17 protein-coding genes are annotated in these 22084 nt (G+C 65.0%); 6 read left to right on the top strand and 11 right to left on the bottom strand.

The window, feature by feature from the left end:
* The first annotated feature begins 12 nt into the window (after positions 1 to 12).
* The 3 genes from IR187_RS11495 to IR187_RS11485 all read left to right on the top strand — a co-directional run bounded on the left by IR187_RS11495 (position 13) and on the right by IR187_RS11485 (position 6023).
* The gene (locus IR187_RS11495; protein ID WP_407699085.1) at positions 13 to 1212 is read left to right on the top strand and encodes an efflux RND transporter periplasmic adaptor subunit; all 1200 of its coding nucleotides are present in this window, start codon (positions 13 to 15) and stop codon (positions 1210 to 1212) included.
* 38 nt (positions 1213 to 1250) lie between these two features.
* Positions 1251 to 4667 carry an efflux RND transporter permease subunit gene (locus tag IR187_RS11490; protein WP_194954751.1) on the top strand — a complete coding sequence of 1139 codons (3417 nt, stop codon included), beginning with the start codon at positions 1251 to 1253 and terminating at the stop codon, positions 4665 to 4667.
* Positions 4668 to 4730: 63 nt separating this feature from the next.
* Positions 4731 to 6023, top strand: a complete 1293-nt coding sequence (locus IR187_RS11485) for a DUF445 domain-containing protein (RefSeq protein WP_407699084.1) — start codon at positions 4731 to 4733, stop codon at positions 6021 to 6023.
* A 104-nt stretch (positions 6024 to 6127) separates the two neighbouring features.
* Here IR187_RS11485 and IR187_RS11480 read toward each other — a convergent pair whose 3' ends face one another.
* A complete protein-coding gene (locus IR187_RS11480; RefSeq protein ID WP_194954750.1) occupies positions 6128 to 6919 on the bottom strand; it encodes a Rossmann-fold NAD(P)-binding domain-containing protein in 792 nt (263 codons plus the stop codon).
* A gap of 46 nt (positions 6920 to 6965) precedes the next feature.
* On the opposite strand from IR187_RS11480, the gene pepN reads away from it, so the two are divergent.
* Positions 6966 to 9563 (top strand): aminopeptidase N, encoded by a 2598-nt coding sequence (gene pepN / locus IR187_RS11475; protein ID WP_194954749.1) that lies wholly within the window; start codon positions 6966 to 6968, stop codon positions 9561 to 9563.
* Between the two features lie 13 nt (positions 9564 to 9576).
* On the opposite strand, the gene IR187_RS11470 is transcribed toward pepN, so the two are convergent.
* The 4 genes from IR187_RS11470 to IR187_RS11455 are packed head-to-tail and all read right to left on the bottom strand — an operon-like array spanning position 9577 to position 13096.
* Entirely contained in the window at positions 9577 to 10176 is a 600-nt protein-coding gene (locus IR187_RS11470; RefSeq protein WP_194954748.1) for an ABC-type transport auxiliary lipoprotein family protein, read from the bottom strand.
* A gap of 8 nt (positions 10177 to 10184) precedes the next feature.
* Positions 10185 to 11126 carry an MlaD family protein gene (locus IR187_RS11465; RefSeq protein ID WP_194954747.1) on the bottom strand — a complete coding sequence of 314 codons (942 nt, stop codon included), beginning with the start codon at positions 11124 to 11126 and terminating at the stop codon, positions 10185 to 10187.
* Positions 11127 to 11135: 9 nt separating this feature from the next.
* Positions 11136 to 11990 carry an ABC transporter ATP-binding protein gene (locus IR187_RS11460; RefSeq protein WP_228765862.1) on the bottom strand — a complete coding sequence of 285 codons (855 nt, stop codon included), beginning with the start codon at positions 11988 to 11990 and terminating at the stop codon, positions 11136 to 11138.
* Positions 11990 to 13096 (bottom strand): ABC transporter permease, encoded by a 1107-nt coding sequence (locus tag IR187_RS11455; RefSeq protein WP_194954746.1) that lies wholly within the window; start codon positions 13094 to 13096, stop codon positions 11990 to 11992. The genes IR187_RS11460 and IR187_RS11455 overlap by 1 nt, the downstream gene beginning before the upstream one ends.
* Positions 13097 to 13186: 90 nt before the next feature.
* Between IR187_RS11455 and IR187_RS11450 the strand changes: the two genes are divergently transcribed.
* Positions 13187 to 13906 carry an HAD family hydrolase gene (locus IR187_RS11450; protein WP_228765860.1) on the top strand — a complete coding sequence of 240 codons (720 nt, stop codon included), beginning with the start codon at positions 13187 to 13189 and terminating at the stop codon, positions 13904 to 13906.
* A 96-nt stretch (positions 13907 to 14002) separates the two neighbouring features.
* Here IR187_RS11450 and IR187_RS11445 read toward each other — a convergent pair whose 3' ends face one another.
* The 6 genes from IR187_RS11445 to lgt form a co-directional block, all read right to left on the bottom strand.
* A complete protein-coding gene (locus tag IR187_RS11445; RefSeq protein WP_194954745.1) occupies positions 14003 to 15331 on the bottom strand; it encodes a cystathionine gamma-synthase family protein in 1329 nt (442 codons plus the stop codon).
* Positions 15332 to 15390: 59 nt separating this feature from the next.
* Positions 15391 to 16797 carry an SLC13 family permease gene (locus tag IR187_RS11440; RefSeq protein WP_194954744.1) on the bottom strand — a complete coding sequence of 469 codons (1407 nt, stop codon included), beginning with the start codon at positions 16795 to 16797 and terminating at the stop codon, positions 15391 to 15393.
* A gap of 163 nt (positions 16798 to 16960) precedes the next feature.
* Positions 16961 to 17740: a peptidoglycan editing factor PgeF gene (pgeF, locus tag IR187_RS11435; protein ID WP_194954743.1), complete on the bottom strand. Its 780-nt coding sequence runs from the start codon at positions 17738 to 17740 to the stop codon at positions 16961 to 16963.
* Positions 17737 to 18255 carry a GNAT family N-acetyltransferase gene (locus IR187_RS11430; protein WP_194954742.1) on the bottom strand — a complete coding sequence of 173 codons (519 nt, stop codon included), beginning with the start codon at positions 18253 to 18255 and terminating at the stop codon, positions 17737 to 17739. Before IR187_RS11430 ends, pgeF begins: the two co-directional genes overlap by 4 nt.
* A complete protein-coding gene (locus IR187_RS11425) occupies positions 18252 to 19316 on the bottom strand; it encodes a class I SAM-dependent methyltransferase (RefSeq protein ID WP_407699083.1) in 1065 nt (354 codons plus the stop codon). Before IR187_RS11425 ends, IR187_RS11430 begins: the two co-directional genes overlap by 4 nt.
* Positions 19309 to 20190, bottom strand: coding sequence for a prolipoprotein diacylglyceryl transferase (gene lgt / locus IR187_RS11420; RefSeq protein WP_194954741.1), 882 nt, complete (start codon positions 20188 to 20190; stop codon positions 19309 to 19311). The genes IR187_RS11425 and lgt overlap by 8 nt, the downstream gene beginning before the upstream one ends.
* Before the next feature lie 77 nt (positions 20191 to 20267).
* Between lgt and IR187_RS11415 the strand changes: the two genes are divergently transcribed.
* Positions 20268 to 21974 carry a class I adenylate-forming enzyme family protein gene (locus IR187_RS11415; protein ID WP_194954740.1) on the top strand — a complete coding sequence of 569 codons (1707 nt, stop codon included), beginning with the start codon at positions 20268 to 20270 and terminating at the stop codon, positions 21972 to 21974.
* The last annotated feature ends 110 nt before the right edge of the window (positions 21975 to 22084 follow it).

Here is a 22084-nt window from a genome sequence, read left to right as displayed (position 1 = left end):
GAGGAATTCGGCGTGAACTACGAGCGGAAAGTGGATTCGATGGACAGCCTCGCGGGTTCGACCCAGAGCTTTTATGAAGAGGCGGAAAGCCGCCGCAAGCGCACGCGTCTGATCATCGCGGTTGTGCTGATCGCGCTGGCGCTCGCCGCGGCCTGGTACGCCTTTACGTCGAACAAGGGCGGCGCGGCGGGTGCCGACGGCAAGGGCGGGGCGGCATCGGTGCCCAGCATCACCGTCGTGGTTCCGGGCCGCCAGTCGGTCCAGTCGACGATCTCGACCAACGGCACGATCGCCGCGCGGCGCGAAATGCCCGTCGGCGTCGCCGGAGAGGGCGGACAGGTGGTGCGCGTGCTGGTCGAACCCGGCCAATGGGTTGGCGCGGGGCAGCCGTTGGCGGTCATCGACCGGTCGGTCCAGACGCAGCAGGCGGCCAGTCTGGCTGCATCGATCCGCGTTGCCCAGGCCGACGCCGATCTGGCGCAGGCCGAACTCACCCGTGCCGAGGCGCTGGTGTCGCGCGGCTTCATTTCCAAGGCCGACATGGACCGCAAGCGCGCGACCCGCGATGCCGCCAACGCGCGCGTTCGCGTCGCGCAGGCGCAATATGCCGAGGCACAGGCGCGCAACGGCCGCCTGAACATCGTGGCGCCCGCCGCCGGGCTGGTGCTGACCCGCGGCGTCGAGCCGGGCCAGATCGTCGGGGCGGGCAGCGGCGTATTGTTCCGCATGGCGCGCGGTGGCGAAATGGAATTGCTGGCGCAGATGGCGGAGGCCGATCTGCAGCGCGTCCGCGTCGGAACGCGCGCGACGATCACGCCCGTCGGCACCAATCTGAACATCGAAGGCCAGGTGTGGCAGGTGTCGCCGGTCATCAACCCCGACACGCGTCAGGGCATGGTTCGCATCGCGGTGCCGTACAGCGGCGCGCTGCGTCCCGGCGGCTTCGCCGATGCGCGGCTCTTGTCGGGGACCGAAGAAGCGCCGATGCTGCCCGAAAGCGCGGTGCTGAGCGGGCCAGAGGGCAATTATGTGCTGGTCGTCGACAGCAAGGACACCGTCCAGCGCAAGCCGGTCAAGGTTGGCACAACCACCGACGCGGGCGTTTCGATCGCATCGGGCCTGAATGGCAACGAACGGGTCGTCGTGCTCGCCGGCGCCTTCCTGAATGTCGGCGACAAGGTCAAACCGGTCGTCCAGAAATCGGCGCAGTAATCGTTCCGGATCGCATCCGCGCAAAAGGCGTTTGAACCATGAGTTTTCGCAATATCTCCGCCTGGTGCATCCGCAATCCGGTGCCGCCGATCGTGATGTTCGTGCTGTTGCTGCTCGCCGGGGTCGTCAGCTTCAACCGGATGGACATCAACGACAATCCGGATATCGAATTTCCTGCGGTCCAGGTCATTGTGGCTCAGCCGGGCGCCGCGCCGTCGGAACTGGAAACCCAGGTGACGCAGCGGATCGAGGCGGCGGTGCGCGGCGTCAGCGGCGTCGACGAAATGTCGTCCTATGTCGGCGAAGGCAGCAGCCGCACGATGGTGCAGTTCGCCATTGGTACTCCGATCGACCGCGCCTATAACGACGTCAACCAAGCGGTTTCGCAGATTCGCAGCGACCTGCCCGACGGCATATTGGAGCCGCAGGTCATCCGCGTCGATATTGCCGGCGGCCCGATCACCTATTTCGCGGTCGAGGCGTCGGACATGACGCTGGAACAATTGTCCTGGTATGTCGACAATACGGTCGCCAAGGAATTGCTGTCGATTCCGGGGATGAGCCAGGTCCGCCGGTCGGGCGGCGTGAACCGCGAAATCCGCGTCATCCTCGATCCCGCGCGCATGCAAAGCTATGGCATCACCGCCAGCCAGGTGAACCAGCAGCTGCGCCAGACCAATGTCAACGCCGCGGGCGGGCGCACCGAAATCGCGGGTAGCGAACAGGCCGTCCGCGTGCTGGGCAACGCCGCGAACGCGCTTGAATTGGGCAATACGCGCCTGTCGATCGGCAACGGCCGCACCGTGCGCCTGTCGGACGTGGCAAAGGTGACCGACGGCTTTGCCGAACAGCGCAATCTGGCGAAGATCAAGGGCCGCCAGGTGCTGAGCTTTTCGATCGAAAAGGCGAAGGGCGCGTCGGACGTCACCGTTCATGACGAGACGATGAAGAAACTGGAACAGATCAAAAAGGCGAACCCCAAGGTCGACTTCAAGATCCTGTTCACCCGCACCGACTACACCAAGGAACAATATCGCAGCTCGATGGCCGCGATGATCGAGGGCGCGGTGCTCGCGGTCATCGTCGTGTTCCTGTTCCTGCGCGACTGGCGCGCGACGCTGATTTCGGCGCTGGCAATCCCGCTGTCTGCGATCCCGACCTTCTGGTTCATGGACCTGATGGGCTTTTCGCTGAACAGCCTGTCGCTGCTCGCGCTCAGCCTGGTCGCGGGGGTGCTGGTCGATGACGCGATCGTCGAGATCGAAAATATCGTCCGGCACATGCGAATGGGCAAAACCGCCTATCAGGCGTCGATCGACGCCGCCGACGAAATCGGGCTGGCGGTGGTCGCGACGACGATGTCGATCGTTGCGGTGTTCCTGCCCGTCGCACTGATGCCCGGCATTTCGGGACAGTTTTTCGTCCAGTTCGGGATGACCGTGGTGTTCGCCGTGCTCGCCAGCCTGGCGGTCGCGCGCATGATTACCCCGATGATCGCCGCCTATTTCCTGTCGGCGCAGGGCGAACAGGACCATGCGTCGGGTCCGTGGATCGACCGTTACGAACGGCTGTTGAAATGGACATTGGACAGCACCAAGCAACAGGCGGTGCGGGCGCGTTACGACGGCACGTCGACCCGCCTCGCTTTCCTGGCGGTGCCGCTGGTGCTGGCAGGGCTCGCGGTCGTGTTCATGACATTTTCCTATTTTCAGCCGGTCCCGGCAGGGCAGGACGGCCCCAACACCGCGCTCTACTTCCTGTTGCAGACGCCGATCATGGCGATCGGGACTTTTCTGGCGAGCAGCCTGCTTGCGATCATTTTGGGCGCCTTGCTTTATGCGATGGGGATGCGCCAGTGGGCCTATACCCATTGGGCAAAGTTCATGGTCCAGCGCACCTATGCGCGGCTACACGATCACCGCGTTTGGATTGTCGGCATCGGCCTGCTGGCCTTTATCTCCAGCATCGTCCTGTTTGCGGTCCTGCCGCAGCAGTTCCAGCCGACGACGAACAGCGATTACAGCCAGGTGCGCTATTCGCTGCCGCCGGGTTCGACGCTGGCGCAGAGCGAAACCATCGCGCGCCAGATCGGTGACGTGCTCGACAACAGCCCCGCTGTGCAGACCGCGTTTTATGACGTGAATGTCGGGGGCGGCAATGCGTTCATCACGCTGAAAAAAGACCGCGAACTGACCAGCGTCGAGTGGGAACGCAGCCTGCAACCCAAACTGGCGGCGATCCCGGACGCGCGGGTGAATTTCCAGAGCCAGTCGGGCGGCTTTTCGGGCCGCGACATCACGATGGTGATCGGCGGCGACGATCCGGTCGCATTGGACAAGCATGCGCGCACGATCGTCGCGCAGATGGGCGGGCTCAAGGAACTCCGCGCGCCGCGGGTCGAGGGCGACATTCCGCGCCCCGAAATCATCGTCAATCCGCGGATGGATCTGGCCGCCGAACTCGGCGTGACAACCGCCGCGCTCAGCCAGACGATCCGCATCGCGACACTGGGCGACATCGACCAGAATGCGGCGAAATTCTCGCTTTCCGACCGCCAGATCCCGATCCGGGTGCTGTTGTCCGAAGATTCGCGGCGCAGCCTGGCGACGATCGAAAATCTGCCGGTCCCGACATCGCGCGGTACCACCGTGCCGTTGAAATCCGTGGCCGAAATTTCGTTCGGCGCCGGTCCGACCGAATTGCGCCGGTACAACCAGACCCGCCGTATCGTCATCGGTGCCGATCTGGCACCGGGGCTGGTCACTGGCGATGCCCAGAAAAAGATCAACGAACTGCCGGCGGTTAAAACCATGCCGCAGGGTATCCGCAAGGTCGTTCAGGGTGACGCCAAATGGCAGGCCGAACTGATCACCAACTTCCTGATCGCGGTGGTGTCGGGTCTGCTGCTGGTGTTTGCGACTCTGGTTCTGCTGTATCGCCGCTTCCTGTCGCCGCTGGTCAACATGTCGTCGCTGCTGCTCGCGCCGCTCGGCGGGCTACTGGGGCTGGCGGTGACGGGCATGGAAATTTCAATGCCGGTCTATATCGGACTTTTGATGCTGCTCGGCATTGTTGCCAAGAACTCGATCCTGCTCGTCGATTTCGCGATCGAGGAAATGGACCAGGGCGTGAGCAAGATGGCCGCGCTGCTCGATGCCGGGCGCAAACGCGCACAGCCGATCGTCATGACAACGGTCGCGATGGTCGCGGGCATGGTGCCGACGGCAATCTCGCTGTCGGGCGACGGCGCATGGCGCGCGCCGATGGGGGTGGTCGTGATCGGCGGGCTGATCCTGTCGACGCTGCTCACCTTGCTGATCGTGCCGGCGGGCTTCAGCCTCGCCGACAGCATCGAAAAGCGTCTTGGCCGCTTCTTCTCGCGCAACCTGCTCACCTATCGGCACGGCGACGACACCCGCCCGATCGGCGATGGCACGCCGCAACCGGCGGAGTGACCGGCGGCGGCCGCTCGCGCCGCCCCGGTTGCAACCTTTGGCTTGCGTTGCCATTTTACGTGGATGAAGGACCAGCATTCCAATTCGCTGCATGATGGACACGCCCACCCCTTGCGGGTGGGCGTTGCCGTTCCGACCGGTGGGCTGAACATCCGCTTTGTCGCCACCGGGATGCTGGTGGTGATGGCGGTCGTCTTCGTCACCGCTAAATTTTATCAGGACGTCCACCCCGCGGTCGGGTTCGTGCGTGCTTTTGCCGAGGCGGCGATGGTCGGCGGGCTGGCCGACTGGTTTGCCGTAACCGCGCTGTTCCGCCATCCGATGGGTTTGCCGATCCCGCACACCGCGATCGTCCCGCGCAACAAGAACCGCATCGGCGACACGCTGGCGCGCTTCCTGCTCACCAATTTCCTGTTGCCGAGGCTGATCGCGCGCAAGATGCAGACGCTCGACGTCGCGGGTGCAGTCGGAGCGTTTCTGTCGCAACCGGCGGAGGGCGGCGGGCGGCTGAAGCTTGGCGCGTCGCGGATCATCGCCGACGCGCTGGGCGCGCTTGACCAGCAACGGCTGGGCGGGATGGTCAAATCGGCGATCGCTGATCGCCTGCGCGAACTCGACGTCGCGCCCTTGCTGGGGCAGGCGTTGCAGGCCGCGCTCGCCGAGGGGCGGCACCAGCCGCTGCTCGATGCGATGGTCAAATGGGGATCGAAGACGCTCGAACTCAACGATCATCTGATCCACCAGATGGTCCACGACAACAGCAACGCGATCGTGCGCTTCACCGGGCTCGACGAAAGCATCTCGAACCGCATTGTCGCGGGCCTCTCGAAACTGCTCAGCGAGATGGCGGTCGACGAAACGCATCCGCTGCGCATCCGCGTCGAGGAAGGGCTCGCCAAAATGGCGCTCGACCTGCAACACGACCCCGAAGTACAGGCGAAGGTCGCGCGCGTCCGCGACGAACTGCTCGAGAACAAGGCGGTGAAACGCTGGCTCGACGGCCTGTGGGAACAGGGCCGCGCCGCGCTGCTGAAAGCGGCGCGCGATCCCGAAACGATGCTGGCGGGGCGGATCGGCGAGCTGTTCACGCAATTCGGTACGATGCTGGGCGAAGACGTCGCGATCAAGCGCACCCTCAACCGCTACGCCCGCCGTGCAGTCGTCGGCATGGTCGACAGCTATGGCGAAACCGCGTTGAAGCTGGTGTCCGACACGATCCGCGGCTGGGATGCGAAGACAATCACCGACCGGCTGGAAAATGCCGTTGGCGACGACCTGCAATATATCCGCATCAACGGGACGCTGGTTGGCGGGCTGGTCGGGACTTTGATCCACACGGTGGATGTGCTGATCTGAGCTAACAGCCGTCATTGCGAGGAGCGAAGCGACGCGGCAATCCAGCGTAGCGTAAACCGCTCTGGATTGCTTCGCTTCGCTCGCAATGACGACTCATCGGGGCGTCAGCGACACGCCGCCAACCCCTCGCGATACGTCGGATAGCGCGGATTCCAGCTGAGCAACCGCTTCGCCTTGCCATTCGCGACCCGCCGGTTCTCGGCATAGAAGGCGCGTGCCGCAGGCGACAGGCCCGCTTCATCCAGCGTCTGCAATGGCGGCAGCGGCGCGCCCAGCATCGCGCAGCCCCATTCGACCAGCCGGTTCTGGTGGCACGGTTCGTCGTCGGCGAGGTTATACACCCCCGCCGGTCCCCGAAACGATGCGATCACGCCGCCCGCGATATCGTCGACATGGACGCGGCTGAACACCTGGTCGGGCAGGGCGATGCGGTGCGCGCGGCCTTCGCGGATGCGGTCGAGGATCGATCGGCCGGGGCCATAGATGCCGGGCAGGCGAAAGACCGACACGTCGCCGCGCAGTCGCTGCCACGCCGCATCGGCAGCATTGCGGTCGGGGCGGCGGCCCTTGACCGGCGCGCTTTCGTAGACCCACGCGCCGTCCGCATCGCCATAGACGCCGGTCGAGGACAGATAGCCAACCCACGTCGCCGGGGCGATCGCAATGGCCTCACGATAGCGCGCCAGCACTGGATCGGCACCCTTGGCAGGCGGCACCGACGACAGGATATGCGTCGCCGACCGCACCGCCGCCAGCACCGCGCCTTCATCGTCAAACGCGATGCTGTCGCCGCGCCCGTCCTGCGTCGTCCCGACCACATCCCATCCGCGCGCGCGCAGCCGCTCGGCCAAGTGGCCCGCGGCATAGCCCAGCCCGAAAATCAGCATCTGTCCCATCGCCCGCCTTATTGCGCGCCCCGCGCCCCGCGCCTAGACCCGAAACATGACCGACGCCTCCTCCACCCCCGCTATCCCCGTCACCATCCACCGCGGCGATTATCGTCCGCCCGACTGGCAGGTGCCCGACGTCGCGCTCGATTTCGCCTTGGCGGTCGAGGCGACTCGCGTCGCCGCGGCGCTGTCGGTGGTGCGCCAGACCGAAGCGGCCGTGCCCTTGGTGCTGCGCGGCGACGGGCTGTCGCCAGCGGCGGTGCGCGTCGATGGCGAGGGCTGGAACGACTGGCGCATGGACGGCGCCGACCTGATCGTCGATCTGGGTGAACGCACTGCGGCGACGGTCGAGATCGACACGCTGATCAATCCCGCATCGAACACCCAGCTGATGGGGCTTTATGCCTCGAACGGCATGCTGTGCACGCAGTGCGAGGCCGAGGGCTTCCGCCGCATCACCTTCCACCCCGACCGCCCCGATGTGCTGAGCCGGTACAAGGTACGGATGGAAGGCGACAGGGCGGCGTTCCCGATCCTGCTGTCGAACGGCAATTGCATCGCCAAGGGCGACGGCGCGGGCGGCAATCATTGGGCGCTGTGGGAAGATCCGTGGCCGAAGCCGAGCTATCTGTTCGCGCTCGTCGCAGGCGACCTTGTGGTCAATCGCGACAGCTTCACGACGATGTCGGGACGCCGGGTCGAACTCGGCATCTGGGTGCGCGACGGCGACCTCGATCGCACCGGCCATGCGATGCAGGCGCTGAAGGACAGCATGGCGTGGGACGAGCGCGTCTATGGCCGAGAATATGACCTCGACCTGTTCAACATCGTCGCGGTCAGCGATTTCAACATGGGGGCGATGGAGAACAAGGGGCTCAACATCTTCAACACCCGCTACATCCTCGCCGATCCCGACACCGCGACCGACGTCGATTATGATGGGGTCGAGGGGGTCGTGGCGCATGAATATTTCCACAACTGGTCGGGCAACCGGGTCACCTGCCGCGACTGGTTCCAGCTGTCACTGAAAGAGGGTTTCACCGTCTATCGCGACCAATGCTTTTCGGCCGACATGGGTTCACCCGCGGTCAAGCGGATCGAGGACGTCCGCCTGCTCCGCGCGGCGCAATTCCCGGAGGATGCCGGGCCGCTCGCGCACCCGATCCGCCCCGACAGCTTCCAGGAAATCTCGAACTTCTACACCGCGACCATTTATAACAAGGGCGCCGAGATCATCCGCATGATGGCGACGATGGTCGGGCCTGAACGGTTCCGCAAAGGCACTGACCTGTATTTCGATCGCCACGATGGCGAGGCGGCGACGTGCGAGGATTTTGTCCGCGCGATCGAGGAGGGCGCGGGCATCGATTTGACGCAATTTCGCCTGTGGTACAGCCAGGCGGGGACGCCGCGGGTCACTGCACGGATCGACACCGATACGGCGACGGGGGAACAGATGCTCCACCTTGCCCAGACCGTGCCGGCGACTCCCGGTCAGCCCGACAAGCAGCCGATGGTTATCCCGCTGCGGATCAAGGCGTTCGACCGCGACGGCGGGGCCGCGGCGGGCGAGCAATTGGTGCTGCTCGACCGCGCCGATATGGCGGTACCGCTGGGCGTTGGCGGCAGCCGCCCGATGCTGTCGCTCAACCGCGGCTTTTCGGCGCCGGTCATCGTCGATTTCGCGCGCGAAGATGGCGAACTCGCGTGGCTCGCCGCGCACGACGACGATCCCTTTGCACGCTACGAGGCGTTACAGCAGCTAATGCTTGATACGCTGGTCGCGGCGGTGTCGGGCGAGGCACGCGGCCAACAGGCGGTGATCGATGCGGTCGGCCAGACGCTGGCGGGCGCGGCGAGCGATCCGGCATTCGTCGCCGAGGCGGTGCTGCTGCCCAGCGAGGCCTTTATCGGCGATCAGATGGTGACCGTCGACCCCGACGCGATCCGCCGCGAACGACTGGCGTTGCAGGCCGCGATCGGCACCGCGCTGGAAAACCAGTGGCGTGCGATTCTGGCGGGCGCCGCACCGCCCGCGACCGACCTGTCGCGCAAGGCCAAGGGCGGCCGCCGCCTGCGCGGTGCAGCCTTGGCCTATTTGGCGGCGACGGCGATGGACGATGTGCCTGCGCTCGCGTTCCGCATTTTCTCCGACGCCGACGGAATGACCGAACGGCAGGCGGCGCTGGCGACGCTGGCGCATGGCGACAGCGACGAGCGTGTCGCGGCGCTCGACATCTTCTACCAACGCTATCGCGACAATCCGCTGGTGCTCGACAAATGGTTCCAGGTGCAGGCGTGGTCGCTGCGGACTGATACCGTCGATGCGGTCAAGGAGCTGGCGCAGCACCCCGACTTCACGCTCGCCAATCCCAACCGCGTCCGCTCGCTCTATGGCGCGCTGACCGGCAATCAGGCGGCGTTTCATCAGGCCGACGGCGCGGGCTATCGCCTGATCGCCGACCTGGTCATCGCGCTCGACCCGAAGAACCCGCAAACCGCCGCCCGGATGATCCCCCCGCTCGGCCGCTGGAAACGCTTCGACGAGGCGCGCGCGGCGATGATGCGTGGTGAACTGGAGCGAATATTGGCGCAGCCGGGTCTGTCGCGCGACGTGACCGAGCAGGCGAGCAAGAGTTTGCTGGGGTAGGCAAGAGCGGCTTTCAGCTGCCCAGCCACCCTGTCACCTCACCCGCCACCTTGTTCGCCGCGCGCGTCAGCGCTTCGCCGACCGGTTTCGCCTCGACCCTGCCGCCGATGCTTTCGCGCGCTTCAAAGCGGCGCTGGCTGACCGTCTTGCCGCCCGCCGATACCAACATCGCCTGATACACGACGACCGCTTCGCCAGTCCGCGCATCGACGCCGAATTCCATCAGCTGCCCGGCGAGCTGTTCGCCCGGTGCGGTCAGATATTGCCCCTCGTCGAGCACGACGCGCGACGTGCGGGCCGCGACGGTTTCGGACACCAGCCGCTGGAACAATCGCTGCGGCGCCTCGACCCATTGCGCGTCCTTCACATAGGTAACGCTGCTATTGTCCTGCTGCACCGGTATCCGCGTCGTGCGCAGTTTCTGCGGTGCGGTCGGGATCAGGATCGTCAGCGTCGAGGCGTCGGCGGCGGTGCGCGCGGTGCCCGCTGCCGGTGCGGCATCGGCGTCGAGTGTCAGCAGAAAGGGCGGCGTCTTGCCGCCCAGGCCGATGCAGGCTGCAAGCGAGACGGCGAGGGTGGCGGCGAGCAGCGGGGTGCGGAGATGGCGGATCATGATCGTCCTCATTTCTTGTAATCGGGCAGCTTGCTGCCGCCCAGCACGGCGCCGGCGCCCTGCTGGTCGAGCTTGTCGGTCAGGCTGGACAGCGAGGCGGAGGTGCGGCGCAGGTCGCGAATCAGCGCATTGGCTTCCGGGATCGTCGTCTCGCTGAAGGTCTTGAGGCCGGGCCGCGCGTCGGCGACCGCCTGTTCCAAAGTCTGCATCGACTTGTTCGCGGAGGCCAAAGTATCGCGCAGATTCTTCATCGCCGGATCGACGTTGCGGTCGATCGTCCCCTGCGTAGCGGCGGCCAGATTGCCGATCTGTTCGGCCGCGACGCCGGTCTGCTGGATCGCGATGCGGGTGTCGGCGAGCGCGCGCTCCAGCGCAGGGCCGTTCCGCGCCAGGATCGCCGTCGATGCCTCGACATTGTTCAATATGCCGCGGATACTCGCCTGGTTTTCATCGTCGGCCAGCTCGGCCAGTCGCTCGGTCAGGGTCGACAGGCGCTGCAACAATTGCGGTGCGGTGTTGAGCAACTCGCCCAGCCCGCCAACGCGCGTCGGGATCACCGGACGGCCCGCGGGCCCCAGATCGGTGATCGGCGGGGCGCCCTTGACCGCGCCGTCGAGCGATATCTGCGACACGCCGGTAAAACCGACCCCTTCGATCGCGGCCGTCGTCCCTTGCAGGATCGGGACGCCTTCGTTGATCTGAATCCGAACCCGGACAAATTGCGGGTCTTCGGGCCACAGCGATATCTCGCGCACCTGACCCGACGGGACGCCGGAAAACTGCACCGCCGCGCCCTTGTTCAGGCCGTCGACCGATTGTTTGAAAAAGATGTCATACTCGCGTTTTTCCCCGCCGGTGTCATTGGCGAGCCAGACGATGAAAAAGGCGAGCGCCGCGGTAAAGATCAGGACAAAAGCGCCGACGAGGACGTTGTTCGAGCGAGTTTCCATCAGTCGTTCCTATGGGCGCGGGGCGGTTTGGTTCCCGCCGGCAGCGGCGCGGCCGCGGGGTCCGTTGAAATAATCCTGTATCCAGGGATGTTCGGTGGCAAGCAGTTCCGGGATTGTGCCCACCGCAATCACCTTTTTTTCGGCAAGCACCGCCACCCGGTCGCAGGTGGCATAGAGCGAATCGAGGTCGTGGGTGATCAGAAAGACGGTCAGTCCCATGGTGTCGGCCAGCTCGCGGATCAGCTCGTCGAATTTGGCGGCGCCGATCGGGTCGAGTCCGGCGGTCGGCTCGTCGAGGAACAGCAGCGCCGGGTCGAGCGCCAGACTGCGGGCAAGCCCCGCGCGCTTGACCATCCCGCCCGACAGTTCGGCGGGATACTTCGGCCCCGCATCGGGGGGCAGGCCGACCATCGCAACCTTGTAGGCGGCGATTTCGTCGAGCAGTTTCTGGTCGGTTCGCGGATAATATTCGCGCAGCGGCACCTGGATGTTCTCGGCGACGCTCAGCGTCGAAAACAATGCCCCGCCCTGAAACATCACGCCCCAGCGGCGGCGGAGGTCGCGCGATTCTTCCTCGTCGGCGATCGTGTCGAGCGTCTTGCCGTAAACCTCGATCTCGCCCGCGACGGGCGTTTGCAGGCCGATAATCGACCGCATCAGCACCGACTTGCCGGTCCCCGAGCCGCCGACAACGCCAAGGATCTCGCCCGAACGGACGTCGAGATCGAGCCCGTCGTGGATCACCGCGTCGCCGAACTGGTTGACCAAGCCGCGGATGCGGATCGCATGGTCGAAACTTTCGGGCCGCACGGCGTCGGCGGCGGCCAGTTCCTCGGCAAGCTGTTCGTCGATTTCTTCGCTCATCAGTTCCATCCGATCGACGAGAAAAAGACCGCAAAAAACGCGTCGAGGACGATGACGAGAAAGATCGCGGCGACGACGGCGGACGTTGTTCGCTTGCCGACTTCCTCGGCATTCTGGCGCACCTGCATTCCCTCGTAACAACCGGTGACCCCGATCAAGATGCCGAACACCGGCGCCTTGATCAGCATCGCCCAGAAATCGGTCATCGGGATGATGTCGCGGAGCAGCTGAACATAGGTGACGGGCGGAATGTCGAGCCCGATCCAGCAGAACACCCCGCCGCCGATAATGGCGCAGATGCTGGCGTAAAAGCCCAGCAACGGCATCAGGATCGTCGCGGCGGCGACGCGCGGCAGCACGATCGCCTCCATCGGCGAGACGCCGATGGTCCGCATCGCATCGATTTCCTCGGTCAGCTTCATCGTGCCGATCTGCGCCGCAAAGGCGCTGCCCGAACGCCCCGCGACCATGATCGCGGTCATCAGCAGGCCCAGTTCGCGAATCGAGGCGCGGCCGACCAGATTGATCGTGAACACCTCGAGCCCGAACTGGCGGAGCTGGACCGCGCCCTGCTGCGCGACGACGATGCCGATCAGAAAGGTCATCAGCCCGATGATCGGCAGCGCATCGAGACCAACGGTCTGGAACCGGGTGACGATGGCGTGCCAGCGCAGCCGCCGTCGCGCGCGCAGCTGCGTCCCCAATGCCAGGATCATGGCACCGAAAAATCCGATAATGCCGACCAGTTCGCGCCATACCGAAATACTGGCCACGCCAACCTGTTCGAGCATGCGGATCAAGGGCGGGCGGCGGTCGCGATGGACGCGGTACTCGCTCTTGTCGCTGGCCAGCGCGTCGAGCAGCCGCTGCGCTTCGGGACTGGCGCCGGTGACTTTGGCCTCATGTTCCCGAACGGTTCGGGTGACGATCCACGCGCCGACGGTGTCGATTCGCTCGAGCGCCGACAGGTCCAGTGACGCGATCGGCCCCACCGCCTCCAGTCGTGCGGGAAGGTCGCCGAGCCGCGCCAGCGTCAGCCGGCCGGTGAAGCGGATGTCGGCGCCATCGGCTCCGTCGCTCTGTTCGAAATCCGCCTTGGCCACCATCGTGCGGAGGACATTGTATTATTTGCCACAGGACGGCAAGCGAATCCCGTCCCCCTTGGCCGCGGCGGCCGGCGTCTCTATGGTCCCCTCATGGAAAGCCAACCCAGCGTCCCGGTCCGCGATTATCGCCACCGCGTTGCCATGTACGACATGGACCGAACGATAACTCGATCAGGGACTTACAGCGGGTTTTTGATTCATGTTGCAAGGCGGCGACAACAATGGCGATTGCTGTTGTTGCCGCTCGTGGCGTTGGCCGGGCTTGCCTATGCGCTGCGTCTGATCGACCGGTCGCGGCTGAAAGCGATCAACCTGCGGCTGCTGGTCGGCAAACGCTTCGCGCGCGCCGAAATCGCGCCGCTCGCCGAAAGCTATGCCGACAAGGTCGTGGCGCGCGGGTTGCACCCCGCGGCGCTGGAACAGATCGCCGCCGACCGCGAAGCGGGTTACCGGCTGCTCCTCGCGACGGCATCCTTCCACCTATACGTCGATGCGATCGCGAAGCGGCTGGGGATGGACGACGTGCTGGCGACACAGCTCGACGAACCCGACGGCAGCGACCATATCCATGCGCGCCTGTCGGGCGACAATTGCTACGGCGATGCCAAGTTCGCGCGAATCGACGGTTGGATGGCCGCCAATGCGATCACCCGCGACAGCGCACATATCCGCGCCTATTCGGACCATGTGTCCGACCATCCGATGCTGCGCTTTGCCGATGAAGCGGTGGCGACGACGCCGTCGCGCGGGCTCAGGAAACTGGCGCCGCGGATGGGGTGGCAGGTCGTCGACTGGCGAGGCCGGAAGTAGCGATCAAAACCCCGTCATTGCGAGCGGAGCGAAGCAATCCAGAGCGGTTTACGCTACTCTGGATTGCCGCGTCGCTTCGCTCCTCGCAATGACGCGTTAGACCGCGTCCAGCGCCTGCGAAAAATCGGCGATCAGATCGTCGGCGTCCTCGATGCCGATCGAGATGCGCACCAGATTGTCGGTGATGCCCAGCGCCGCCTTGCGCGCGTCGGGGACCGACAGGTGCGTCATCGCGGCGGGGTGGCTGGCGAGCGTTTCGGTGCCGCCCAGGCTGACCGCCAGCTTCGCGATCTTGAGCGCATCGAGAAAGCGAAAGCTCTCTTCCTCGCCGCCCTTGATAAACAGCGAAAAGGTCGATCCCGCGCCGGTGCAATGGCGGTCGAAAATATCCTTTTGCGACCCGTCGGGCAGAAAGCCGAGATAGCCCAGGCCATCGACCTTCGGATGATCGCGAAGCCATGCGCACACCTTCTCCGCATTTTCGCCCGCACGGCTCATCCTGAGCTCGACGGTCTCCAGACTGCGCAGCAGCATCCAGGCGGTGTTGGGGTCGCAGATCGTGCCGATCGTGTTGCGCATCATGCGAATGGGGCCGAGCCAGTGCTTTGATCCCAGCACCCCGCCCGCGACCAGATCGCTGTGCCCGCCGGCATATTTGGTCAGGCTGTACAGGACGATGTCGGCGCCGTGCGCCAGCGGCTTCGACCACAGCGGACCCAGAAAGGTGTTGTCGATCGCGATCGGCGGCCGGGCATCGGCGGCAAAGGCCGCGTCGGTCGCGGCGCGCATCGCCTCGACATCGACCAGCGCGTTCGTGGGGTTGGCGGGGCTTTCCAGATACACCATCGCGACCTTGCCGCCCTGATCGGCGGCCATCTTTTTGGCGCGCACAAGGATTGCGTCCATCTCTTCGCGCGACGCCTCGGCCGGGAAATCGACGTAAGTGGCGCCGAAGCGCGACAGGATGCGCGCGATCAGCGTCTCGGTCGCAGCGTAAAGCGGCCCCGAATGGACGATGACGTCGTTCATGCTGACATGCGCGAGGAGCAGGGTGGCGATCGCCGACATGCCCGACGAAAAGACCAGCGCATCCTCGGCCTTTTCCCACACGCCAAGGCGCGCTTCCAGGATTTCCTGGTTCGGACCGTTGAAGCGCGAATAGACCAGGCCGTCGGCGCCGCCGGGGCGCTTGCCGGTGATCCCCTCGAAATGCCGCTTTCCCGCCGCCGCGCTTTCAAAAGCGAAGGTCGAGGTCAGGAAGATCGGCGGTTTCAGCGATCCTTCCGACAACATCGGGTCATAGCCATAGCCCATCATCAGTGTTGAGGGCGACAGTGCATGGCCGCCGATTTCGGTGACATCCTTTTTCGGCGCGCGGCGCTGCGAAGTGGTGCCGGTGAGGTCGCTGTTGTCGATCGGGGGCATATAGATTTCCTTGGGGCGCAATTAGTTTCGGTTGCAACTAGCGCCCTTTCGTGCGCGCGTCACCCCAGCATTGCAATCGCCCAGATCACCCCGATCAGCAGCGGCACGCCGATGATGTCGAGCGCCAGCCCGGCCTTCAGCATGCGCGGCAGCGCGATATGCCCCGTCGCCCACGCCAGCGCATTCGGCCCGGTGCCCGACGGCAGCATGAAGCCCCAGCTCGCCGCCATCGCGACCGGCAATGCAAGCAGCACCGGGTCGACCCCGGTCGCCGCGATGAGCGCCGCCAGCACCGGCATGATGCCGCTCGCGGTCGCGACATTGCTGGCGAATTCGGTGACGAGGATGGTCAGTGCGACAATGATCGCGGCAAGTGCGATCGTCGGGATGCTGCCGAGCGGCGCCAGCACCGCGCCCAGCCACGCCGCCAGTCCGCTGGCGGTGATCGCCGCCGCGAGCGCAAGGCCGCCGCCGAACATCATGATGACGCCCCACGGCGCGCGATCGGCCTCTTTCCAGACGAGCAACGGTCGCCCGGTGCCGTCGGGCAGCACGAACAATAACAGGCTGCCCGCAATGGCGATCGTGCCGTCGGTCAGCGCGCCCTTGGGCAGCAGCGGTTCGATCCATGGCTGCGCCATCCACGCCGCAACGACCAGCATCGCGACCGGCACGACGCGGCGTTCGGCGGTCGACCAGATCGCTTGCTGGCCCAGCGCCGCCGCGGCCTTGGTCCCGTCGAACGGATGATCGGCCAGCCGCTGCACGCGCGCCAGGATCATCATTGCGACGGGGACCGACAGGACGACCACCGGCACACCATAAACCGCCCAGTCGAAAAAGGAGATGCGGAGCCCCAGCGTCTTTTCGATCAGCCCGGCGGCGATGGCGTTGGTCGGGCTGCCGACCAGCGTCCCGAGCCCGCCCAGCGAAGCGGCGAAGGCGATCCCCATCATCACCGCGCCGGCAAAGCCCGTCGTATCACCCTCGGCAATTCCGGCGGCGCGAACGACGGCCAGCGCGATCGGCACCATGATCAGCGCGGTCGAGGTGTTCGAGATCAGCATGCTGAGCAGTGCGGTCGCGGCCATGAAGGCGAACAACAGCCCCTTCGCACTCGGTCGCGCGCGTTTGAGCAGTGCCAGCGCGAGGCGGCGGTGCAGCCCGACGCGCTCGATCGCGAGCGCCAGAAAAGCGCCGCCCAGGATCAGGAACAGGATCGGCGAATAATATTCGCTGGCGATGGCATTGGCGTCCATGATCCCGAAGGCGGGCACCAGCAGGAACGGCAGCAGCGCGGTGACGGTCAGCGGCAGCGCCTCGGTCATCCACCAGATCGCCATCAGGACGGTCAGCGCCGCGACATGCCAGGCGGTCGTTTCCATCCCCGCGGGTGCGGGGAGGGCGAGCATGACGATGAAGACCAGCAGGCCGCCGATCAGTCCCAACAGGCGCGTGCGTGTCATCCGTCCCCCAATCCCACATCTCTTTTTTGCGCGGATGCCGAAGCGTGCCGGTTATCGCCCATGATCCTCGTCATTGCGAGCGAAGCGAAGCAATCCAGAGCGGTTTACGCATGCTCTGGATTGCCACGTCGCTTCGCTCCTCGCAATGACGAGCAATTTTCGGTCATTCCGCGCTTATCGATTGGCTGAGTCCGATCACCGATAACTGGCGCCCATAGCTGTTCTCGTTTTTGTGGCACGCGCGGCGATAGCTGAAATAGTCATCCGCCTCGGCATAGGTGTCCTGCCCGCCGATGGCAATTCGGGTGACCCCCGCCGCGGCAAGCCGCGCGGCGACATAGGCGGCGATGTCGAACATCGCGTGACCGGGCTTGCCGGCGGCAAAGAAGCGCTCATTGGCGCGATCGGCATCGGTGAATCGCTGCACAAACCCGTCGTCGACTTCATAGGAGGCGCGGCCGATGCACGGGCCGATCGCGGCGGCGGTGTTGGCGCGCGTGGCGCCAAGGCTTTCCATTGCAGTCAGCGTCGCGTCGGTGACCCCGGCGAGCGCGCCCTTCCATCCGGCGTGCGCGGCGCCGATGACGCCCGCGTCACGGTCAGCGAATAGCACCGGGACGCAGTCGGCAGTGAGGATGCCGAGTAATATGCCGGGGGTGCGCGTCGCGAGCGCGTCGGCTTCGGGACGTGCAGTCAGGTCGGTCGTCTCATCGACGATGACGCAGCGATTGCCATGGACCTGATAGACGCCGGTGAGCGCTGCGCCGGGCAGCACGGCATCGGCCACCCGTCGCCGGTTTTCTGCAATCAGCGCCGGATCGTCGCCCGAGCCAAGACCACAGTTCAGTGACGCCAGCTCGCCGGTGGATACTCCGCCGCGGCGGCCGAAAAACCCGTGCGGAATGTCGGCGAGCGGCGGCGCGGTGACGAACGGCGTCGTCACAGGTCGAGCCTGTAAAATCGGTCTTCGTCGATATGGTTGCCGACCCGGAACGCGTTGCGGCCGACGTCATAGAAACCATAGCGGCGGTAAAAAGCCTGCGCGCGATGGTTTTCGGTAAAGACCGACAGATACAGGATCGACGCGCGCTGCCGCGCCCAGACGATGCCCCAATCCATCAGCGCCGCGGCAACGCCGGTGCCTTTGGCGGCTTCCGCGACGTACAGTTGGTGAAGTTCCACGGCGTCGTCGGTCGGCTGATCGGCGGGCAGGTCGAAATCGACCGGCCCCATCTTGATATAGCCAAGGATCGCACCGGCTGCGTCACGAACGAGCCCGATATCATGATCGGATGCGCCGATCTGCGCGCGGACACGTTCGGGCGGGTTCCAGGTCGCGAGAAAGGCGGCGAGGTCGGCGGGGTCGTAGATATGCCCGAAGGTGCGGGTGAAGGAGTCGGTCGCGAAGGTCGCGATCGCCTCCGCATCGTCGGGGGTCGCGAGATGAACGGTCGTCAATCATTGTCTCCTGTAAACCCGGCAGGGGTGGGCCAGCCCGGAGCGGTGATGGCCATGACTTTGAACAATTCCCCCATCGCGTCGGCGGCGACAAGCCGGTCGCGCTGACCCTTCAACTCCTCGGCGCGGTCGGGCGCCGTCGCCGCGAGCGATTGCAGCCGTGCGTCGATGCCCAGCCGCTGCAACCAGTCGCCCTGGGTCGCGATTGGGCTGACCGCTGCCCCGGCGCCCCGCGCCGCGTCGGCGAGCGCGGTGAAATCGACATGGGTGGTCAGGTCGACCTCACCCGGATCGGCGAAGGGATCGGCGAAGCGATGCGCCTTCACCGCTTGCAGCGTGTCGCCCGCCGCCGGGCCGCTATAGCCATAATCGATCACCAGCATCGCGCCGCCTTGCCGGGCGAGGCGAAAGGCGCAGCGCTGCATGATTGACGCCGACACGGGCGCGGTTTCGACGATGCTGCCCTCAGCGGCGTTGCGCAACGCGGCGGGGACAAGGTCGTCGGCAGGCGCCTCTCCCGGCACCGGGATCAGTCGCGCGCCCTGCCGCTCGACCATCCGCTCGCGCCAGCCACCACTGGTGCGGATATATTGATGGACGGGCAGGGCATCGAAAAACTCATTGGCGACGATGATCGCGGCGCCGTCTTCGGGCAGGTCGTCGATGTCGTCGTGATGGATGGCGGCGGGAACGCGGGCCAGTTGGGCCGCGCGAAGACTTGGGCTGGTCTCAACGAAGTGGATGTTGCGCGGCACGCATTTGAAACGCGCCATCGCGCGAAGGGCATCGGCGGCCAAGGTGCCGCGCCCCGGGCCTAGCTCGACATAGCGAAAGGCGGGGCTGCCCGCGCGTACCCACAGGTCGGCGATCCACACGCCGATCATCTCGCCGAACATCTGGCTGATTTCGGGGGCGGTGGTGAAATCGCCCGCGGCGCCGAGCGGGTCGCGCGTCGCATAATAATGGCTGTTCGCGGCGGCCATATAGTCGGCCACGGTCGTCGCCCGCGCCGCCGCGATGTCGCCGATCAGCTCAGCAGGCGTCGGCGGTCCGTCACGCAACGCTGTCGGGTCCGGCGACCGGCTCCACCCGCTGGCGGCGTCCTTTCGCGGTGGCGACGAGCCAGAGGCCAATCACGATCATCGGCACTGTCAGCCACTGACCCATCGAAAGGCCTGTGCTTTCGACGACCCACATCCGTTGGGTGTCGGGCTCGCGCACAAATTCGACCGCAAAACGACTGACGCCATAGATAATCGACGCCATGCCGACCAGAAAGCCGGGCTTGTAGCGGGCATCGGTGCGCCAGAACAGCCAACCCAGGATCGCCATCATCAGCAGGCCTTCCAACCCCGCTTCGTACAGCTGGCTGGGATGGCGCGCTTCCATCGACCCGCTGTCCGGAAAGATCACGCCCCACGCGACCTTTGTCGTTCGACCCCACAGTTCGCCATTCACAAAATTGGCGAGGCGGCCAAAAAACAATCCGAAGGGAATGACGCAGGCGATATAATCGCAAAAACGCAGGAAATTCAGCTTTTCCTTGCGCGTTACATACCAAATTGCGACCAGCACGCCGATCACGCCGCCGTGCAGCGACATGCCGCCGTCCCACAACCGGAAGATGCCGAGCGGTTCCTTGATGTACGCCTCGAGATTGTAAAACAGCACATAGCCGAGTCGGCCACCCAGGATGATCCCCAGCATGGCGTAAAAGATCATGTCATCCGCATGGCGCCGCGCCATCGGCGCGCCCGGCTGCGCGATCAGCTTGAGCAGATACCAGTAGCCGACAAAAATCCCGGCGAGATAAGCGAGCGCATACCAGCGGATCGGCAAGCCAAAGACGCTGAACGCAATTTCGCTATTCTCTCCCATCAGGTCATGGAAGTTCACATATTGCGTTGCTTCGGCTAGGGTTGCAAAAAGAAACATAAAGTCGCGCCGTCCTTCCCCAGGAGAGGCCTCCCCATAAGGGGTTAGGCCAGCGAGACCAAGAGGAGAGATACACGATGCCATCAGCGCTCGATTTGCGCCTGGAAGCCGCCTATAATCTGATCACCGGTCCGGGCGGACCGATCCAGGTCGGATCGGTTGAACGCTTTGGCCGTCAACTGCCCTTCATCACCAATGCGCCGACGAATCTCGCCGACTATGTCGGCTATTTCGCGATGCAGCACGGCGACGCGACCTTTCTAGTCGAAGGCGACGAACGGCTGTCGTTCAAACAGGTCTATATGGCGGCGCGGCAGGTCGCGGCGGGGCTGATCGAGGGTTATGGGGTGCAACGCGGCGACCGCGTCGGGCTGGCGATGCGTAACGCCAATGCGTGGTGCGTCTCGTACATCGGCATCTTGCTCGCGGGCGGCTGCGCGACGCTCCTCAACGGCTGGTGGCAGGGCGGCGAGCTGGCGGCGGCAATCGCCGACAGCGAAACCAAACTCGTGATTGCCGACGTGCAGCGCGCGGCGCGGCTCGAAGAGGTCGAACATGGCGCGAAGGTCATCACGCTCGACATCGCCCAGCCGATCGACCAGGCGATCGCGCCGATCACCGGCGCGGGCGGCACGGCGGCGACGGTGCTGCCAACGCTGACCGGGCAAGATCTCGCGACCATCCTGTTCACCTCGGGCTCGACCGGCCAGTCGAAGGGCGCCTATTCGCGCCATGAAGCGGTGGTGCAGGCGATCTTCAACTATGTGACGCAGACCGCGAGCATCGTGCATCTGCTGACTGAGGACGGGTTGATGTCCGACATCCAGCCTGCGACCCTGATCTGCACCCCGCTGTTCCACGTCACCGCCGAAATTCCGGTGTTCCTGCAAAGCTTCGCGCTCGGCCGAAAATTGGTACTCATGCCCAAATGGAATGCCGAGGAAGCGATGCGGCTGATCCAGGACGAACAATGCAATTATTTCGTCGGCGTGCCGCTGATGAGCTATGAAATCCTGATCCACCCCAACCGCAAGAATTACGACCTTTCGACGTGCAAAAGCTATGCGGGCGGCGGCGCGCCGCGTCCGCCCGAGCATGTCAAACGCCTCGCGACCGAAATGGGCGAGGGCAAGCCGCTGCTTGGCTATGGCCTCACCGAAACCAACGCGGTCGGCTGCGGCATCATCAACGAAAATTACCTCGCCAAACCGCTGTCGACCGGCCCCGCGTCGAAGCCGCTGGTCGACCTTGCGATCCTCGACGACGACGGGAACGAGCTCGCACAGGGCAAGGTCGGCGAGGTCTGCATCCGTTCGGTCTGCAATTTCGAAGGCTATTGGAACAACGAGGCAGCGACCAAGGCGGCGTTTTTCGACAATGGCTATTTCCGGTCGGGCGACCTCGGCTATCTCGACGAGGACGGCTATCTGTTCATCGTCGACCGCAAGAAGGACATCATCATCCGCGGCGGCGAAAATATCAGCTGCCAGGAGGTCGAGGCGGCGATCTACGAACATGGCGACACCAACGAATGCGCGGTATTCGGGCTGCCCGACGAGCGGCTGGGCGAAGTGGTCGGCGCGGTCATCTGGGTGAAGCCCGGCAGCAACGTGACCGCCGAGGATATGTGCTCGTTCCTCAGCGCGCGGCTCGCGCCCTACAAGGTGCCGTACAAGATCTGGATGGCCGACGACGCACTGCCCAAGCTCGGCAGCGAAAAGATCGACAAGGTCAGCTTGCGCAACAAATATCGCGAGGAATATGCGGCGGAGGTCGCCGCGTAACTTTTGGCGGGGAAGGAGCGAACTGTCTTAAGCCCCTCCCCTTCAGGGGAGGGGTTGGGGTGGGGTCCATCGGCCTTGCGCAAGGCCGATGGACCCCACCCGCTGCGACT

Source organism: Sphingopyxis solisilvae (genome assembly GCF_015475875.1).
Lineage (GTDB): Bacteria > Pseudomonadota > Alphaproteobacteria > Sphingomonadales > Sphingomonadaceae > Sphingopyxis > Sphingopyxis solisilvae.
This window is presented reverse-complemented; position numbering and strand designations above follow the sequence as displayed.

Bases quoted from the DNA above. Each gene is read 5' to 3' on its own strand.
- IR187_RS11490 (WP_194954751.1), top strand. From the start codon at position 1,251: ATGAGTTTTCGCAATATCTCCGCCTGGTGCATCCGCAATCCGGTGCCG.
- IR187_RS11485 (WP_407699084.1), top strand. From the start codon at position 4,731: ATGAAGGACCAGCATTCCAATTCGCTGCATGATGGACACGCCCACCCC.
- IR187_RS11480 (WP_194954750.1), bottom strand. From the start codon at position 6,919: ATGGGACAGATGCTGATTTTCGGGCTGGGCTATGCCGCGGGCCACTTG.
- pepN (WP_194954749.1), top strand. From the start codon at position 6,966: ATGACCGACGCCTCCTCCACCCCCGCTATCCCCGTCACCATCCACCGC.
- IR187_RS11470 (WP_194954748.1), bottom strand. From the start codon at position 10,176: ATGATCCGCCATCTCCGCACCCCGCTGCTCGCCGCCACCCTCGCCGTC.
- IR187_RS11465 (WP_194954747.1), bottom strand. From the start codon at position 11,126: ATGGAAACTCGCTCGAACAACGTCCTCGTCGGCGCTTTTGTCCTGATC.
- IR187_RS11460 (WP_228765862.1), bottom strand. From the start codon at position 11,990: ATGAGCGAAGAAATCGACGAACAGCTTGCCGAGGAACTGGCCGCCGCC.
- IR187_RS11455 (WP_194954746.1), bottom strand. From the start codon at position 13,096: ATGGTGGCCAAGGCGGATTTCGAACAGAGCGACGGAGCCGATGGCGCC.
- IR187_RS11450 (WP_228765860.1), top strand. From the start codon at position 13,187: ATGGAAAGCCAACCCAGCGTCCCGGTCCGCGATTATCGCCACCGCGTT.
- IR187_RS11445 (WP_194954745.1), bottom strand. From the start codon at position 15,331: ATGCCCCCGATCGACAACAGCGACCTCACCGGCACCACTTCGCAGCGC.
- IR187_RS11440 (WP_194954744.1), bottom strand. From the start codon at position 16,797: ATGACACGCACGCGCCTGTTGGGACTGATCGGCGGCCTGCTGGTCTTC.
- lgt (WP_194954741.1), bottom strand. From the start codon at position 20,190: ATGTTTCTTTTTGCAACCCTAGCCGAAGCAACGCAATATGTGAACTTC.
- IR187_RS11415 (WP_194954740.1), top strand. From the start codon at position 20,268: ATGCCATCAGCGCTCGATTTGCGCCTGGAAGCCGCCTATAATCTGATC.